The organism is Pseudomonas sp. NFACC05-1, assembly GCF_900100135.1.
Taxonomy (GTDB): domain Bacteria; phylum Pseudomonadota; class Gammaproteobacteria; order Pseudomonadales; family Pseudomonadaceae; genus Aquipseudomonas; species Aquipseudomonas fluorescens_Q.
In genome coordinates this window covers 1-16955 of the sequence record NZ_FMTR01000033.1, presented here as the reverse complement: position 1 = coordinate 16955, position 16955 = coordinate 1, and the positions used below count along the sequence as shown (strand labels likewise).

Sequence of the window (16955 nt, the reverse complement as noted above, 5' to 3'; positions counted from 1 at the left end):
AGCGGCCCTGTCCCAGGGGCGCCACACCTCCCGGCAGGGAACAACCCCCCCTCGCCAAAGAACAAAAAAGGTGAATGGCTATGAACGCGATACTGGAAAACAAACCCGCGGCCGCACCGGCCAGGGCGCGCCGGCGGCTGCCGACGGAACTGAGTATCTTCCTGGTGCTGATCGGCATCGGCCTGGTGTTCGAAATGTTCGGCTGGATCATGCGCGACCAGAGCTTCCTGATGAACTCCCAGCGTCTGGTGCTGATGATCCTGCAAGTGTCGATCATCGGCCTGTTGGCTATCGGCGTGACCCAGGTGATCATCACCACCGGTATCGACCTGTCGTCCGGCTCGGTGCTGGCGCTGTCGGCGATGATCGCCGCCAGCCTGGCCCAGACCTCGGACTTCGCCCGGGCGGTGTTTCCCTCCTTGACCGACTTGCCGGTGTGGATACCGGTGGTGGCGGGGCTCGGCGTGGGGCTGCTGGCCGGGGCGATCAACGGCAGCATCATCGCCATTACCGGTATTCCGCCGTTCATTGCCACCCTCGGCATGATGGTCTCGGCCCGTGGCCTGGCGCGCTACTACACCGAAGGCCAGCCGGTGAGCATGTTGTCCGATTCCTATACCGCCATCGGGCATGGTGCCATGCCGGTAATCATCTTCCTGGTGGTGGCGGTGATCTTCCACATCGCCCTGCGCTACACCAAGTACGGCAAATACACCTACGCCATCGGCGGCAACATGCAGGCGGCGCGCACCTCGGGCATCAACGTCAAGCGTCACCTGGTGATCGTCTACAGCATTGCCGGCTTGTTGGCCGGGTTGGCCGGCGTGGTGGCCTCGGCGCGGGCGGCGACCGGGCAGGCGGGCATGGGCATGTCCTATGAATTGGACGCGATCGCCGCGGCCGTGATCGGCGGCACCAGCCTGGCGGGCGGGGTGGGGCGCATCACCGGCACCGTGATCGGGGCGTTGATCCTTGGAGTGATGGCCAGCGGTTTCACCTTCGTCGGTGTCGATGCCTACATCCAGGACATCATCAAGGGCCTGATCATCGTGGTGGCGGTGGTCATCGACCAGTACCGCAACAAGCGTAAACTCAAGCGCTGATACCCGGGACGTTGCGACAAAGCGCCACGCCTGACCCGCGTGGCGTTGCCATTTGTCTTCTTAATACAGCTATTGCACCGAATTTCTTGTTATAAACGCACTCCGATGACTGCCAAAAGCCTGTCAGAGAACATTTGAAGGGGTTGTCGGACATTTTCCCTATGTTTTCAGTTGCTGAGGCCTCGACTCGGCCTTAGACTGCCGCCCCTCGTAAATTGAGTGCCGGGTGGCGCTTGGAATAGACGGCGCCTTCCTGATGAGCGTGGCAGCTGCGCTGCGGGACGCTCAATAATTCGCCTTAATGCACGTTTTTTTATAGAGATATCAATGACAAAGGAAAAGTTGCTGGCCATGCCGGCGGATGACTACATGAATGCCGAGCAGCTGGCTTTCTTCACCAAGCTGTTGCAGAACATGAAAGTCGAAACCCACGAGCGCATCGAACAGAACCGAATCGCCATTGAGAGCCTGGACACCCCGGCTGACCCGGCGGACGCTGCTTCCGTAGAAGAAGAGCGTACCTGGCTGGTCAACGCCATTGATCGCGACCAGCGCATGCTGCCTCAGTTGGAGCAGGCCCTGGACCGTATCAACGACGACAGCTTCGGCTGGTGCGACGACAGCGGCGAGCCGATCGGCCTCAAGCGCCTGCTGATCAGCCCGACCACCAAGTACTGCATCGAAGCCCAGGAACGTCACGAACAGATCGACAAGCACCAGCGTCAGGCCTGATTCGCGTTTTCCAAAAAAAGATCGCGACCTTTTGACGAAGGCCGCGATCTTTTGCTTTCGCCCGTGCTCGTACGTCTACTCCCGTTGATCTGCTGCAAGAACGCGACTAATGGACCATGGATAATGGCTCTGTAGTGGCGTTTAATGCATTCATAACAACGAGAAGCGTGGGTGACGAACATGGCGACAGACGGATCTCTGGCGGGTGCGGTGCCGGCCTCGGTACCTGGGACGAACAGCACGGCGCGCTGGCTGACGCCGACCTTGCAGAGTCTCGCCCTGGCATTGCTGCTGTGCGGCATGGCTTTGGGCGGCTGGTCGCTGTACCTGGGCCTGCCGCTGGTCATGCTCATCGTCTGGTTGCCGCGCTTGCGTTCGCGCGTGGCCGCGGCGCCCGCACCCGCGACCGACACACTGGCCGAGCTGACCCGCGACCTGTCCTACACCACCAGCCATAACGCGCTGTCGGCGGCCGGTGTCGCCTATTCGGTCAAGCAATTGGCTGGCAAGGTCCAGTCGCAACTCGATGCGGCGGCGCAAATCGTCAGCAATGCCGAATCGATGATCGCCACCGAGCAAGCCACTTCGCAACTCAGCCAGCAAGCCCTGGGCGCCGCCAGCGAGGCCCATCGCAGCAGTGTGGCCGGGCGCAGCGAGCTGGTGGAATCCATCAGCCGCATGCACCAGCTCAGCCAGCGCGCAAACGACAGTCGCGAGTTGATCGAGGCCTTGAGCGTGCGCAGCGATGAAATCCAGCGGGTCAGCCTGGTGATTCAGTCGATCGCCAGCCAGACCAACCTGCTGGCACTGAACGCGGCCATCGAGGCCGCGCGGGCCGGTGAGCATGGCCGTGGGTTCGCGGTGGTGGCCGATGAGGTCCGTGGCCTGGCCGGGCGCACGGCGGCGGCGACCGGCGAGGTCGGGGTGATGGTGGCCGACATCCAGCAACGCACCGCCCAGGTGGTGGAGCAGATCCGTCAACTGGCCGCTGACCTGGACATTGGCGTGCAGCAGGTCGAGCACACCGGCCAACACCTGGAAAACATCGCCCGGCTCGCCGCCGGCGTCGAAACCCAGGTCAGCGCCATCGCCGAAGGTACCGACACCAATCGCGAACAACTCGACAGCCTGTTCCACGCCATCGAGCAGATGCGTGGCGACCTGTCCATCAGCGACCAGCAGACCCAGCGCCTGGCCGAAGCGGCGGTGCAAATGGAAGGCCAGGCCGAAACCATCAGCGAACGCCTGGCCCAAGTGGGCCTCGACGATTATCACCAACGGGTCTATGACCTGGCACGGGAAGGGGCGAGCCAGATCGCCGCGCAGTTCGAAGCGGACATCGACCAGGGCCGTGTCAGCCTGGAGGATCTGTTCGACCGTAATTACCAGCCCATCCCCAACACCCAACCCGCCAAATACCAGACCCGTTTCGACCGCTATACCGATCAGGTGCTGCCGGCGATCCAGGAACCCTTGCTGGCCCGGCACGAGGGCCTGGTGTTCGCGATTGCCTGCACTCAGCAGGGCTACGTGCCCACCCATAACAAGGTCTTCAGCCAGCCGTTGACCGGCGATCCACAGGTGGACACGCTCAATAACCGGACCAAACGCAAGTTCTCCGACCGCACCGGGATTCGCTGCGGCAGCCATCAACAGCCGGTGTTGCTGCAGACCTACACCCGCGACACGGGAGAACTGATGCACGATCTCTCCGTGCCGATCATGCTCAAGGGGCGTCATTGGGGTGGTTTGCGGCTGGGCTACAAACCCGAGAAGCCGCGCTAGGTCGGAACGGCATCGATGTGGCAGGACACCTTTGTGGCGAGGGGATTTATCCCCGTTGGGCTGCGTAGCAGCCCTAAAAAGGCTGGACACAGCTAGCCTGACACACCGAGCCAACAGCGCTCGAGGGCGACTGCTGCGCAGCCGAGCGGGGATAAATCCCCTCGCCACATTCATCCGTTGGTAGGCCACAAGAGCTGCCTTGCACTCAGTCCAAGGTCCTGGCTGCTATAGCAGTCTTGGCCAAAGGTCCTGGCTGCTATTTACCGTCATGCAGCCGCACATTCAACTGATCCACCAGCACCGCCTCTTCACCGTCGGCGAGCAGCCATTCGCGCAGCAAGTCTTTCTGCTGGTCCGACCAGAAATCGGCCTCCACCAGCTTGACCTCCGGGGCCAGTGGGTGTGCCACGATGAAATCGTCGATGGCTTTGCCGTCCGAGGGCAGGCCGAGTTGGTCGAACAGGGTGCTGAGTTCGTGCGAAGGCTGTTCCATGGGGTTCTCCTTTGGGCGGGCGCCGTCATGGCGCCTCGGTTGCTTCCCTTTATCTGAGGCAAGCGCTGGTCAGGAGTTCGATCGGACTCAGGCTTTCAAGGCCCCTTCATCCACTGCGGCTTTCAGCGCCCTGGCGGCTTCCCGGGCGGCCTCGGCAGCAATTTCCGCGGTCTTGAACCAGCGATCTTTTTCCACTTGGTGCCAACTGACCGTGGTCAGGGGCGGTTTGGCGCGCATCACGATGACGGCCTGGAACTCGCCTTCGACCTCTCTGGCTTCGCCCCGGATAAAAAATTCGCCGATATCAAATTCCGTCACGTCGCGCCTTCTCAAAAGTCATGGTGTGGGTGCGCGATCCGTCAATGGGTGACGGTCTTCGCGGGCAGGCAGTATGGCAGCAGTTGCCTGTCGGCGGCTGAGTTAAGTCATGAAGGGGCGCATATGAGCTCAGGCACTTCGTTCCAGACGCCTGGCCAGGTGGCAGGCCTCGTTATGATCGGTGCGGAATCCTCTTACACGTCCAGTGGATGTTTCCTCAATATGGAAAAAGCACTTGCCGGCCAGGACGACCCGGTAACGCGGTTGAATCAACGAGACAGGCAGGCAGTCGACCCTGTCGAACGTGTCGGATGTCTCGACGACACAAGGGGCTTCAGGTTGGATCAGGGTTGTGAAAGTAGCCATGTGAATTCCTTTTCTATGGTTTACCGACGAATTGCCGAGCAGTTTGGGTAGTCTCCACGCCTCTGGCTGCTCTAGAATCGGCAGCACCGTGTGGACGGCTTGCCTATCTAAAGCAATTTTTTTTGGGCTCGATGTCAGAAAAATGCTTTTTTAAGTGAGAAATTTCCCTAAAGTTAGTAGTCCCATCTTTTCCGATGCTCAGAGTGGCTTTTTCCTTCAGCCTCTGGCGACCCCCCGGGAAAGACGGCGAGAGCGGCAACCTATAGTCTGCTCTCGGCCCGGGACAGGGCGCGCCGTTCACTTCGAATTTCAGTTACAGGTCCATTACGACGTTACAGTCGGCACGGGTTCTCGTGGTCCGTCCTTTCCGAGGGGCGGGCCTTTTTCAAAGATGGGGATGTTTCCTTGGCAGTAAGTAATCTCGACATGCATGCGTTATTCGTACTTGGTGACCTGCGGGCAAAACTGGTCAAACTCTTCCAGTCACGTTTCGTCTACATCACCGAGCAGACCGCCGAAGGTATTTATGTCGCCGAAATCGACACTGAGTCGGCCCTGGTGGTCGATGACAAGCCCAGGCTCGAACTCAAGGTTGGTGATCATTTTCGCGCAGCGGTGTTGCCCAGCCGCGAAGGTGGCAAGTTTGAAATCCGCTTTCGCGAAATCAAGCTGACGGTCTATGGCCTCGGTGATTACGCCTTCGTCACGACCCCCGGTGGTCAGGCAATCCTGTTCAAGGAAGGCCACAGCGTGGTGACCGTGTTTGCGGCCAACGAACAACTGCAAGAAGGCTTGACCAAGACCCTGAAGGCGGTCACCGCCAAGGCCGCCAAGTGGCGCAAGGGCGAACTGGTGACGTTCAAGGCCAGCGAATGAGGCGGGCAGTGCCGGTGAGCGCGGGGGCCTCGGTCGCCTCGGTCGCCCTGGACCGGTTACAGTTTTAACGAGATATCGCTGGAACCTCGGCTACAGTCAATTGACTGAACTATTCAGAGGCTTGCGTTCGGTGACGCAGGGCCGTTCAGCCATTGCTGCGTTTGGTACGAGGTTAAAAGCATGAAACGAGTTCGACAGTGGCTGGCTGCCTGGGCCACCTTCACTGTGTTGGTTTCGCCGTTCCCGACGTTGGCCGCGTCAGCGCCGATTCACTTCGCTGACTTGAACTGGGAAAGTGGCAGCCTGATCACCGATATCCTGCGGATCATCGTCGAAAAAGGCTATGGGTTGCAGACCGACACATTGCCGGGCACCACCATCACCCTGGAAACCGCCCTGGCCAATAACGACATCCAGGTGATCGGCGAGGAATGGGCCGGCCGCAGCCCGGTGTGGGTCAAGGCCGAGGCCGAAGGCAAGGTGGTCGCCTTGGGTGATACGGTCAAAGGCGCGACGGAAGGTTGGTGGGTGCCCGAATACGTCATCAAGGGGGATCCGGCCAAGGGCATCAAGCCCCTGGCGCCGGACCTGCGCAGTGTCGAGGACCTGGCGCGCTACAAGCATGTGTTCAAGGATCCGGAGAGCCCCGACAAGGGCCGCTTCCTCAACAGCCCCATTGGCTGGACCTCCGAGGTGGTCAACAAACAGAAGCTCAAGGCGTATGGCCTGTCTGACAGCTACGTGAATTTTCGCAGCGGTTCGGGGGCGGCGCTGGATGCGGAAATCAGCTCGACGATCCGCCGGGGCAAGCCGATTCTGTTTTATTACTGGTCGCCCACGCCACTGCTCGGGCGCTTCAAGCTGGTGCAGTTGCAAGAGCCGCCGTTCGATGCCGAGGCCTGGAAAACCCTGACCGACGCCGATAACCCCAACCCGAAGCCGACCCGCTCACTGGCCTCGAAACTGTCGATTGGCGTATCTGCGCCGTTCCAGAAGCAATACCCGGACATTGCCGAGTTCTTCAGCAAGGTCGATTTGCCCATCGAGCCGTTGAACAAGGCCCTGGCCGACATGAGTGAGAAACGCATCCCACCCCGTGAAGCCGCCGAGGCGTTCCTCAAGGCACATCCGCAGGTCTGGCAGGCCTGGCTGCCCAAGGAAGTGGCAGATAAGGTCTCCGCGGGCCTGTAGGAGGGCTCGCGCGCCAGCAGGTTGAACTCTTGATCCTGGGCAATGAGTCATTCGCTGGAAACTGGCAACCTACGCCCGTCCAGCGAAATGCCAAATTCCAGCTAGGATGATTGTTCAACTCTTTTCAGGAGGCTGGCGAGATGACGCTTGTGTTGGCTCGGTCGCTGGTCGCAGTGTTTGCGACCATCAGCTTGATTCATATGTATTGGGCCCTGGGTGGGCGGTGGGCGGCCAAGGCAGTGGTGCCTCAGGTGCCGGTGAAGCAGGGGGAGGCGCTGCGACCGGCGTTCGATCCCTCAGGCTGGTTGACCTTGCTGGTGGCCCTGGCCCTGCTGATGGTGGCGCTGCTGGTCTGCCTGCGGGTCGGCCTGCTGGCGCAGCCGGTCACTCATCGGGCGTTGCAGTGGCTGATCAGCGCGATTGCCTTGCTGATGTTCGCCCGGGCCATTGGCGAGTCGGAGCTGGTGGGTTTCTTCAAGGAGGTCAAGGGCTCGACCTTCGCCAGGCTCGACACCTGGGTTTATTCACCGTTGTGCGTGGTGCTCGGGGCAGGGTTGCTGGCGGTGGCATGGGCCTGAGCAGCGATGTGGTGCAATAGGTTTGAGTGATGCCGTTGTTGTGGCGAGGGGATTTATCCCCGCTGGGCTGCGAAGCGGCCCCGAATTCTTGTATTTGAATCGAAAATCTGGCGAGCGCTGCGCACTCGAGCGGGGATAAATCCCCTCGCCACAACTGTGTCCGGCTCAGGGGCTCGGTTTACCTCACGGATTAGCGACCGTCCTCTGTGCTGCGGCTGCTCACTTCCGCCGGCACATCATCCCCCGCCATGCGCTTGCGAAACAACGCCGCCCGGGCCAGCAGCAGGGTGGTCACCGGGACGGTGATGGACAGCAGGATCGGTATCAGCCAGGCGTGCAGCACCGGCCCGGATTTGAGCGCCGAAAAATACACGATCGAAGCCAGCGCCACGCACCAGGCCCCCAGCGTGGAAGCCAGGGCCGGCGGGTGCATGCGCTGGAAGTAGTCCTTCAAGCGCACCAGGCCGATCGCCCCGATCAAGGCGAACAGACTGCTGAGCACCAGCAGGATCGCCACCGGGATTTCCACCCACATCGACAATTCGCCGGTCATTCGATCACCTCGCCACGCAACAGGAACTTGGCCAGGGCAAACGAGCCGACAAAGCCGAACAGGGCGATCAGCAGGGCCGCCTCGAAATAGGTGTCACTGGCATATCGGATGCCCAGCACCAGCATCATCAGCATCGCCACGATGTACAGATAGTCCAGGGCCAGTACCCGGTCCTGGGCCGACGGGCCCTTGAACAGCCGCAGCAGGGTCAACACCATCGCCAGGGAGAACAGGAACAGGCTCAACAGGATCGCATTGGACAGCAAGGGGCTCATTGGAAAATCTCCATCAACGGGCGCTCGTAGGTGGCCTTGAAATGCGCGATGAATGACGCCTCGTCCTCCAGATCGAACACATGCATCAACAGGATGCTGCGGTCCAGGGCCAGTTCCGACCAGACCGTCCCCGGAATCACCGTGGTGATCATCGACAGCGCGGCCAGTCCATTGGCGTCGTGCAGGTCCAGCGGCACCTTGATGAACCGCGAGCGAGGCGGGCGGCGCCCGGCGTTCAGCACACCCCAGGCCACCGCCACGTTGGACACCAGCACATCCCGGCCCACCAGCAGGAACAAGCGCAACACCACCCTCGGCCGGCGGATACGGATGGGCCGCGGGCGCAACGGGCGCATCATCAACGGGGCCAGGAAGCCCAGCGCAGCGCCCAGCAGCAGATGACCGGCGCTGACGGACACGTTCAACACCAGCCACAGCAACCACAACGCCAGGGACAACCACGGGGCGGGAAACAGGCGCTTCATGGCTGCACCTCCTGCAACGCGGCGCGGGTCTCTGGGTTGGGCACGGCGCGGGTGGCGAGTACCGACATCACATAATGTTCCGGGTTGTTCAGCGCATCGGCAGCGGATTGGGTGTAGCGCAGCAACGGCTCGGCCTTGAAAGTCAGGGCGATGCCCAGGCCCAGCAGCACGATGATTGGCAGGCATTCGAACGGCCGCAGCAATGGCGAGGGTCGCTCCTGCGGCGTCCAGAAGCGCTGGATGCCCAGGCGCGAGAAGGCGATCAACGAGGCCAGCCCCGACAGGATCAATAACGCCAACAAGCCCCAGGCCTGGTTCGACAGCAGTGCCCCGGCGCTGGCACCGAGCCCCTGGGGATTGAGCAGGGCGCTGAGCAGGCTCAGCTTGCCGATGAACCCCGACAACGGCGGCATGCCGATAATCAACAGCGCACAGAAGATAAAGCTCAAGCCAAGGAAGGCCATGGTCCAGGGAATCACTTGCCCGACCACGGCTTTCTGCTCGTCATCGAGGTTGATGCCCTTGGGCGGTTGCAGGGCTTCCAGCGGTCGCGGCAAGGTGTCGAAGTCATCGTCCAGGGTCAGTTCATTGGCCGAGCGCGAACGCTCGATCAGCTCGGCCAGCAAGAACAGCGCGCAGAGCGCCAGGGTCGAACTCACCAGGTAAAACAGCGCTGCGCCCACCAGGTTGGGTTGGGCGAAGCCGATGGCTGACAACAGGATCCCGGCCGATACCAGGATGCTCAGGCTCGCCATGCGCTCCAGGCGTTGGGCCGCGAGAATGGCGATGGCGGCGCAGACGATGGTCGCCATGCCGCCGTAGACCAGCCAGTCGGCACCGAAATACGCCGAGGCGCCGGCTTGGCCGGAGAACAGCAACGTCCACAGGCGCAGGATCGTGTAGACGCCGACCTTGGTCATGATCGCAAACAGCGCCGCCACCGGTGCGCTGGCGGCGCTGTAGGCCGGCACCAGCCAGAAGTTCAGCGGCCACATGCCGGCCTTGGCCAGGAACGCCACTGCAAGGATGCCGGCCCCGGCGTGCAGCAAGCCACGGTCGGCTTCCGGCACCAGGGGTACCTTCAGGGCCAGGTCGGCCATGTTCAAGGTGCCGGTGACGCCATAGATCAATGCCGCGCCGATCAGGAACAGCGATGAGGCCAACAGATTGATGGAAATGTAATGCAGCCCCGACGACACCCGCGCCCGGCCCGAGCCGTGCAGCATCAAGCCGTAGGAGGCCGCCAGCAGCACTTCGAAGAACACGAACAAGTTGAACAGGTCCGCTGTCAGGAAGGCGCCGTAGAGACCCATCAACTGGATCTGGAACAGCGCGTGGAAGCTCGCACCGGCGCCGTGCCAGCGGGCCGTGGCGAAGAGCAGGGCGCAGACGCCGATGATGCCGGTCAGCACCAGCATCAGCGCCGACAGGCGATCGACCACCAGCACAATGCCAAACGGTGCCTGCCAGTTGCCCGGCAGGTACACGCCAATGGACGCGGGCAGGGTCTGGTCCTGGGTCCAGTACAACAACAGCACGGCGATGCCCAGGCCCAGCAGACTGGAAAGCAGGTTGATCCGCGCCTTGAGCGGGCGGTGTTTCTCGCCCAGCATCAACATCAGCGCGGCGGTCAGCAGCGGCAGCAGGATGGGCGCGGCGATCAGATGAGGCGTCAACATCATTCCTTGGGCTCCCGGCCGTCCACGTGGTCGGTGCCGGTCAGGCCCCGGGAGGCCAGCAGCACCACTAGGAACAGCGCGGTCATGGCGAAGCTGATCACGATGGCCGTCAGCACCAAGGCTTGGGGCAGTGGGTCGGTGTAGTGCAGCAGGTCCTGGGGTACGCCATCCTTGATGATCGGCTCCTTGCCGATGAACAGGCTGCCCATGCTGAAGATGAACAGGTTGACGCCGTAGGACAGCAGGCACAGGCCCATGACCACCTGGAAGGTCCGTGGCCGCAAGATCAACCAGACCCCGGAGGCGGCCAGTACGCCGATTGCGATTGCGATGACTTCTTCCATCAGGCGGTGGCTCCTTTGACGGGGGCGACGGGTTTGGCTTGCAGGCCCGGCTTATGGGCCCGCACCGACTGGTGCGCCAGGGCGGTGAGGATCAACAGGGTGGAGCCGACCACCACGGCGTACACGCCGATATCGAAAAACAGCGCGCTGGCCACATGGAGATCACCCAGCAGCGGTAATTCGAAATGCCAGGTGTGGGTGGTCAGGAACGGATACCCCACGGCCATCGCTCCCAGGCCGGTGGCGGTGGCGAACAACAGCCCGGTGCCCATCCAGCGCAGCGGCCGCAGGCTCATTTGCGCCTCGACCCACTGGGTACCGGCGACCATGTACTGCAGGATGAACGCCACCGACATCACCAGCCCGGCGACGAAGCCACCGCCCGGTTGGTTGTGGCCGCGCATGAACAGGTAGAACGACACCACCAGGGCGATTGGTAGCAGCAGGCGCACCAGCACCGACGGCACCATCATGAAGCCCAATGCGGTGTCGCTGGCATGGCGCGGGTTGACCAGGTCGGTGACCACGTCCGGCGCCAGCAGACGCTGTTGCGCCGGTAGCTGCATGCTTTCCTTAGGTGGGCGGAAACGCCGCAGCAGGGCGAACACCGCCAGGGCCACCGCCACCAGCACGGTGATTTCCCCCAGGGTGTCGAAGCCGCGGAAGTCCACCAGCATCACGTTCACCACATTGCTGCCACCGCCTTCGGGCAGGGCGCGACTGAGGTAGAACGAAGAAATGTCGTTGGGCGTCTGCCGCGTCAGCATGGCGTAGGAGAGCAACGCCATGCCGCCGCCCACCGCGATGGACAGCAGCAAGTCCCGCAGGCGCCGGATGCGCGCGCGCCGCTCGCTGTTGGGCAGCGGCGAGACGTCCTCGATCCGCCGTGGCAGCCAGCGCAGGCCCAGCAGGATCAGCACGGTGGTCACCACTTCCACCACCAGTTGCGTCAAGGCCAGGTCGGGGGCGGAGAACCAGACGAAGGTCACGCAGGTCATCAGGCCGCAGACACTGACCATGGTCAGGGCCGCGAGCCGGTGATACTTGGCCTGCCAGGCCGCGCCCAGGGCACAGGCGATCGCCAGCAGCCACAGGCTGACGAAGACGATGGAACCGGGGATCTTCGGCCGGTCGCCCCAGACCAATGTGCTGTGCAGCATCGGAATCAGCCCGGCAAGCACCGCAGCGAGGACCAGCCAGAACAATTGGGCCTGCAGGCGGCGGGTGCTGATCAGCCGTTCCAGGCGCCGCCCCTGGCGCATCATCAACACCAGGCAACGCTCGAACAGTCGCTTGCCACTGAGCCGGCCAATGAACGGCGGGTGCTTGATGTGGCCTTGCCGGAACTGATTGCGCAGCAGCAGGTACAGGACGATACCGCCGGACATGGCCACCAGGCTCATGATCATCGGTGCGTTCAGGCCGTGCCAGATCGCCAGGCTGTATTCAGGCAGCGTGCCGCCCACCACCGGCAACGCGGCTGCCGCGAGCAACGAGCCGACCACTTGGGCCGGAAAGATCCCCACCACCAGGCAGGTGAACACCAGCAATTCCACTGGGGCGCGCATCCAGCGCGGTGGTTCGTGGGGGGTATGGGGCAGGTCGGTGGCGGCGGGGCCGAAGAACACATCCACGGTGAACCGCAAGGAGTAGGCGACGCTGAGGGTCCCGGCGATGGTGGCGATGATCGGCAGCGCCAGTTCGACCCAGGCCGTGGCAGAAATGAACACGGTCTCGGCGAAGAACATTTCCTTGGACAGGAAACCATTGAGCAGCGGTACCCCGGCCATCGCTGCGCTGGCGACCATGGCCAGTGTGGCGGTGAACGGAATCAGCCGCACGAGGCCACTGAGTTTGCGGATATCCCGGGTGCCGCTTTCGTGGTCGATGATCCCGGCGGCCATGAACAGCGACGCCTTGAAGGTGGCGTGGTTGAGGATATGAAACACCGCCGCCACGGCCGCCAGCGGACTGTTCAGGCCCAACAGCAGGGTGATCAGCCCGAGGTGGCTGATGGTGGAGTAGGCCAGCAGACCCTTGAGGTCGTTCTGGAACATCGCGCAGTAGGCGCCTAGCAGCAACGTACAGGCGCCTGCGCCGCCGACGATGTAGAACCACTCTTCGCTACCCGACAGCGACGGCCACAGCCGCGCCAGCAGGAACACCCCGGCCTTGACCATGGTCGCCGAGTGCAGATACGCCGACACCGGCGTGGGCGCGGCCATGGCATGGGGGAGCCAGAAGTGGAAAGGAAATTGCGCGCTTTTGCTCAGGGCGCCGACCAGGATCAGCGGCAGCAGGATAGGGTAGAGGGCATGGGCCCGGATCAGGTCGCCGGCGGCCAGGACCTTGTCCAGGTCATAGCTGCCCACCACATGGCCGAGCAGCATCACCCCCGCCAGCAGGCAAAGCCCGCCGGCACCGGTCACCATCAACGCCATATAGGCACCGCGCCGAGCGTCGGCGCGGTGGTGCCAGTAGCCGATCAACAGGAAGGAGAACAGGCTGGTCAGTTCCCAGAAGAACACCATCTGGATCAGGTTGCCGGAGATCACCAGCCCGAGCATGGCGCCCATGAACGCCAGGAAGAAGGCGAAGAAGCGCGGCACCGGATCGTCCGGCGACATGTAGTAGCGAGCGTACAGCGACACCAGCGTGCCGATGCCCAGCACCAGCAACGAAAACAGCCAGGCGAACCCGTCCAGGCGCAGCACGAAGTCCAGGCCCAGGCTGGGCAACCAGGTGTAGTGCTCACGGATCACACCGCCGTCGGCGATCTGCGGGTACAGCAAGGCCACCTGAACCGTGCCGGCCAGGGCGACGAGGCCGGCCAGCAGTGATTCGGCGTTACGGGCGTTATGCGGCAGCAGCGCCGCGACACAGCTGCCGATGAAGGGCAAAAGCAATAGAACTATCAGTGACATAGGCTTCTATTCGGCGGGAGGTTGTGAGGGATCATACGTGGCGTATTCCCGATCACCAACCGCGAGGGTGTCGCAGAATCCTACAAGGTAGGTGGGGTTTTCCGACCTTGCAGGGTTCCAGATGACCTTGCACGCGCCGTCAATGTCGGGATGGCCACTGTCGAGGGTGGTGGTTTTTTCGGCGAACAATGGATTGCTGGCCGGCCTCAACCTTCCTGTTCAAGCCCTTCATCGACTGGGATGGTGTCTTTGTTGCGGGTCTTCAACTCACTGACAATCACCGCCGCGACGATCAGCGCCGCGCCGAACAAGGCAATCGCCGGCAACCGTTCGCCCGCCAGGCGCCCGGCAATGCCGGCCCACACCGGCTCGCCGGCATAGATCAGCGTGGCGCGGGTGGGCGAGACGCTTTTCTGCGCCCAGTTCATCGCCACCTGAATGGCTGCACTGGCGGCTCCCAGGCCAACGGCGCTGACCAGCAGCAGCCAGGAGAACGCCGGGATCGCTTCCTGGGTCGGCACCACCATCAGAAACGCCAGCACCGCGGTGCTTGCCAGTTGCACCACGGTTACCCGGCGCACATCGACCTGGCCGGCATAGGCGCTGATCAGGATGATTTCGGCGGCAATCGCGATGGCGCTGATCAACGTGGCGATTTCACCGGGGCTGAAGTTCAGCGAGGCTCCGGCCGGGCCCGACACCAGCATCAACCCGGTAAACGCCAGCATGATGCCGATGCTCGGCATCAAGCCCGGTCGACGGCCCAACACCAGCCATTGCAGCAAGGGCACGAATGGCACGTAAAGCGCGGTGATGAACGCCGATTGGCTGCTGGGGATGGTTTGCAGGCCGACGGTCTGCAGGCCGTAGCCGAGCATGATCGCCACGCCGATAAAGCAGCCGGCCTTGAGTTCGAAGAGGGTCAGGTCCCGCAGATGCCGCCAGGAAAACAGCGCGACAAACGCCGCCGCGGCGGCAAAGCGCAGGCCAACGAAAAACATCGGCCCGCTGACCGTCATGGCGTGCTGCACCAGCAGGAAGGTCCCACCCCAGATCATGGTGATCAGCACCAGCACGCATTCGGCCTTGCTGAACCTTGAGAAACGGGAGGAAGCTTGAGGGGAATTCACCGATGCCATGACCTTGCGCGCCACTTGAGGCGGACGCACAATGCGCCCGAAGTTGGGCAGTATAATGCGCAGCCCTACCATGTGAGCAATATAGTGCACAAAGAATCCGGCCAGCGGGCTTCCGTCCTGCAACACGTCAGCCAGAACATCCGTCGTCTGCGCCATGCCGCGCAGCTCAGCCAGACCGCGCTGGCGGAATTGTCCGGGGTCAGCCGGCGCATGCTGGTGGCCATCGAGGCCGGGGAAAAGAACGTCAGCCTGACCACCCTGGACCGGGTGGCCGAAGCCCTCGACGTAGCCTTCAGCGACTTGATCCAGGCGCCCGACGCCCGCGATCCGAGCCGCATCAACGAGCTGGCCTGGGCCGGCACCATCGCGGGCAGCAAAGCCGTATTGCTGGCAAAAGCCACCGCCAGCCGCGAAGTCGAACTCTGGGAATGGCGCCTGGAGCCCGGCGAGCATTACCATTGCGAACCCGACGCCGACGGTTGGAGCGAGCAGCTTTATGTCTTCGAGGGCTGCCTGACGCTGCTGTTGGGCAGTGAGGAACGCCGGATTGGTGCCGGGGAGTTTTTCATGTTCGCCAGCAACCAGCCCCATGCCTATCGCAACGATGGGCCGGTGGCGGCGAGATTCGTACGCAATGTGGTGATTTGATCCCTGGAGAGCGGCATGGACACAGCGTTGGATCGACAGACGAGCAGCCTCACCCGCCAAGCCGATATCCTGATCATCGGCGGTGGCCTGAGCGGTGCCATGCTGGCCGCGCAGTTGCTGCGCCTGCCGGGCCGACGCGAGGTAATGATCGTCGAACCGCGCGTTGAGTTGGGTCGGGGCGAGGCCTACAGTGCCGTGGAGCTGGGGCACACCTTGAACGGCAACGCGGCGCGCATGAGCGTCGACCCGGACAACGCCGACGACCTGACCCAATGGCTTACCGCATTCATCGAAGCCGGCGGCTGGCCCGAGTCGGATCAGCAGCATGTACCGGTCAGCGAGTTGTTCCCGCCCCGGGGGATGTTTGGCCTCTATGTGCAACAACGGCTGGCCGAGGCTCGCGAGTTGGGCGCACGAAACGGTTCGACTGCCGAGCACGTGCGTGGGGAGGCCGTGGACCTACGGGTTGCCGACGATGCCGTGATGGTGACGCTGGACGACGGCCAACTCTTACGTGGCCGTTTCGCGGTGCTGGCCACCGGCATGTTCCCGGCGGCACGCACCCCGCAAACCGAATCCAGCGGCTTGAATGCCGCAGCCCTGGACCCCTGGGATGTGGCTGCGATGCGCCAGCTCGATCCGCAGTCCACGGTGCTGATCATCGGCTCGGGGCTGACCATGGTCGATGCCGTGGTGTCCCTGGAGCAGGCCGGGCACCGTGGCCCGATCGAAGTGTTTTCCCGTCATGGTTTGTTGCCTCATGTGCGCCGCCAGCCACCCGCCTGGGTGGATTTCCTCGCCGACGATCACAGCCTGCGGTCGCCACTTCAGTTGATGCGGGCCCTGCGCGAGCAATGCCGCCGGGCCCAGGCCGAGGGCATTGATTGGCAGGCGCCGCTGGACACGGTGCGCGCCCACATCGGGCGCTTGTGGAGCCAGGCCAGCGATGTGCAACGCCGGCAGTTCGTCCGGCATGTACGGCCATGGTGGGAGAGCCACCACCATCGTTCGCCACCGCTGAGCGCCGAACTGGTGGCGCGTCTGCATGAAGAAGGGCGGTTGCGGATCCAGGCGGCATCGTTCAAGGGGCTGGCGGCGTCCGCCGAGGGCACGGTGGGTATCCGCATCCGCCGTCGGGGTGAGGCCGGGCTGACCGTGGTGCAGGGCGCGGCGCTGATCAACTCCAGCGGTATTGAATATGACTGGCGCCGCGTGGCGCGACCGTTGCCGCAGCAGTTGCTGGCTCGCGGTCTGATCCAGCCGGGGCCGCTGGCCCTGGGCATTGCCGCCCGGCCTGACGGTGCGGTGCTGGACGCCCAAGGGGCCCCCGCCCAGCGGCTGTTCGCCATGGGGCCGCCGTTGCGGGGGATGTGGTGGGAAAGCACCGCCGTGACCGACGTGGCGAGCCAGGCCAAGGCGCTGGCGGCGCGGTTGGTTGAGTGGCAAACCCAAAATTGAAGTGGGAC

General features: G+C 63.0%; 18 protein-coding genes. 8 read left to right on the top strand and 10 right to left on the bottom strand.

Features of this window, described 5'->3' with window-relative positions; genetic code table 11:
* Nucleotides 1–80: 80 nt before the first annotated feature.
* From BLO97_RS27920 to BLO97_RS27910, 3 genes are all read left to right on the top strand, one after another.
* Nucleotides 81–1103 (top strand): ABC transporter permease, encoded by a 1023-nt coding sequence (locus tag BLO97_RS27920; protein ID WP_057451073.1) that lies wholly within the window; start codon nucleotides 81–83, stop codon nucleotides 1101–1103.
* Nucleotides 1104–1430: 327 nt separating this feature from the next.
* Complete coding sequence (locus BLO97_RS27915) at nucleotides 1431–1835, top strand: TraR/DksA family transcriptional regulator (protein WP_003202859.1); 405 nt, start codon at nucleotides 1431–1433, stop codon at nucleotides 1833–1835.
* Between the two features lie 180 nt (nucleotides 1836–2015).
* On the top strand, nucleotides 2016–3620 hold the full coding sequence (locus tag BLO97_RS27910; protein WP_092146013.1) for a methyl-accepting chemotaxis protein: 1605 nt from the start codon (nucleotides 2016–2018) through the stop codon (nucleotides 3618–3620).
* A gap of 256 nt (nucleotides 3621–3876) precedes the next feature.
* On the opposite strand, the gene BLO97_RS27905 is transcribed toward BLO97_RS27910, so the two are convergent.
* The 3 genes from BLO97_RS27905 to BLO97_RS27895 form a co-directional block, all read right to left on the bottom strand.
* Nucleotides 3877–4113 carry a DUF2789 family protein gene (locus tag BLO97_RS27905; RefSeq protein WP_072341896.1) on the bottom strand — a complete coding sequence of 79 codons (237 nt, stop codon included), beginning with the start codon at nucleotides 4111–4113 and terminating at the stop codon, nucleotides 3877–3879.
* Between the two features lie 87 nt (nucleotides 4114–4200).
* Nucleotides 4201–4431 (bottom strand): hypothetical protein, encoded by a 231-nt coding sequence (locus BLO97_RS27900; protein ID WP_063320688.1) that lies wholly within the window; start codon nucleotides 4429–4431, stop codon nucleotides 4201–4203.
* 129 nt (nucleotides 4432–4560) lie between these two features.
* Nucleotides 4561–4797, bottom strand: a complete 237-nt coding sequence (locus BLO97_RS27895; RefSeq protein ID WP_092146011.1) for a hypothetical protein — start codon at nucleotides 4795–4797, stop codon at nucleotides 4561–4563.
* Nucleotides 4798–5223: 426 nt separating this feature from the next.
* Here BLO97_RS27895 and BLO97_RS27890 point away from each other — a divergent pair, with 426 nt between their 5' ends.
* The 3 genes from BLO97_RS27890 (at nucleotide 5224) to BLO97_RS27880 (ending at nucleotide 7442) form a co-directional block, all read left to right on the top strand.
* Entirely contained in the window at nucleotides 5224–5673 is a 450-nt protein-coding gene (locus BLO97_RS27890) for a hypothetical protein (RefSeq protein ID WP_003202850.1), read from the top strand.
* Between the two features lie 180 nt (nucleotides 5674–5853).
* On the top strand, nucleotides 5854–6864 hold the full coding sequence (locus BLO97_RS27885) for an ABC transporter substrate-binding protein (RefSeq protein WP_063320691.1): 1011 nt from the start codon (nucleotides 5854–5856) through the stop codon (nucleotides 6862–6864).
* Nucleotides 6865–7004: 140 nt separating this feature from the next.
* Entirely contained in the window at nucleotides 7005–7442 is a 438-nt protein-coding gene (locus BLO97_RS27880) for a DUF3995 domain-containing protein (protein WP_063320692.1), read from the top strand.
* Between the two features lie 190 nt (nucleotides 7443–7632).
* Here BLO97_RS27880 and BLO97_RS27875 read toward each other — a convergent pair whose 3' ends face one another.
* The 7 genes from BLO97_RS27875 to BLO97_RS27845 all read right to left on the bottom strand — a co-directional run bounded on the left by BLO97_RS27875 (nucleotide 7633) and on the right by BLO97_RS27845 (nucleotide 14913).
* On the bottom strand, nucleotides 7633–7995 hold the full coding sequence (locus BLO97_RS27875) for a Na+/H+ antiporter subunit G (protein ID WP_092349250.1): 363 nt from the start codon (nucleotides 7993–7995) through the stop codon (nucleotides 7633–7635).
* Nucleotides 7992–8270 carry a K+/H+ antiporter subunit F gene (locus BLO97_RS27870; protein WP_024780040.1) on the bottom strand — a complete coding sequence of 93 codons (279 nt, stop codon included), beginning with the start codon at nucleotides 8268–8270 and terminating at the stop codon, nucleotides 7992–7994. Before BLO97_RS27870 ends, BLO97_RS27875 begins: the two co-directional genes overlap by 4 nt.
* Nucleotides 8267–8755 carry a Na+/H+ antiporter subunit E gene (locus BLO97_RS27865; RefSeq protein ID WP_092349247.1) on the bottom strand — a complete coding sequence of 163 codons (489 nt, stop codon included), beginning with the start codon at nucleotides 8753–8755 and terminating at the stop codon, nucleotides 8267–8269. Before BLO97_RS27865 ends, BLO97_RS27870 begins: the two co-directional genes overlap by 4 nt.
* On the bottom strand, nucleotides 8752–10437 hold the full coding sequence (locus BLO97_RS27860) for a monovalent cation/H+ antiporter subunit D (protein WP_092349244.1): 1686 nt from the start codon (nucleotides 10435–10437) through the stop codon (nucleotides 8752–8754). The genes BLO97_RS27865 and BLO97_RS27860 overlap by 4 nt, the downstream gene beginning before the upstream one ends.
* A complete protein-coding gene (locus BLO97_RS27855; RefSeq protein WP_007986256.1) occupies nucleotides 10434–10778 on the bottom strand; it encodes a Na+/H+ antiporter subunit C in 345 nt (114 codons plus the stop codon). Before BLO97_RS27855 ends, BLO97_RS27860 begins: the two co-directional genes overlap by 4 nt.
* Nucleotides 10778–13702 (bottom strand): monovalent cation/H+ antiporter subunit A, encoded by a 2925-nt coding sequence (locus tag BLO97_RS27850; protein WP_092349241.1) that lies wholly within the window; start codon nucleotides 13700–13702, stop codon nucleotides 10778–10780. The genes BLO97_RS27855 and BLO97_RS27850 overlap by 1 nt, the downstream gene beginning before the upstream one ends.
* A gap of 206 nt (nucleotides 13703–13908) precedes the next feature.
* Complete coding sequence (locus BLO97_RS27845) at nucleotides 13909–14913, bottom strand: DMT family transporter (RefSeq protein WP_175489869.1); 1005 nt, start codon at nucleotides 14911–14913, stop codon at nucleotides 13909–13911.
* A 12-nt stretch (nucleotides 14914–14925) separates the two neighbouring features.
* On the opposite strand from BLO97_RS27845, the gene BLO97_RS27840 reads away from it, so the two are divergent.
* Entirely contained in the window at nucleotides 14926–15489 is a 564-nt protein-coding gene (locus BLO97_RS27840) for a helix-turn-helix domain-containing protein (protein WP_092145999.1), read from the top strand.
* A 15-nt stretch (nucleotides 15490–15504) separates the two neighbouring features.
* Entirely contained in the window at nucleotides 15505–16947 is a 1443-nt protein-coding gene (locus BLO97_RS27835) for an FAD/NAD(P)-binding protein (protein ID WP_092349235.1), read from the top strand.
* The last annotated feature ends 8 nt before the right edge of the window (nucleotides 16948–16955 follow it).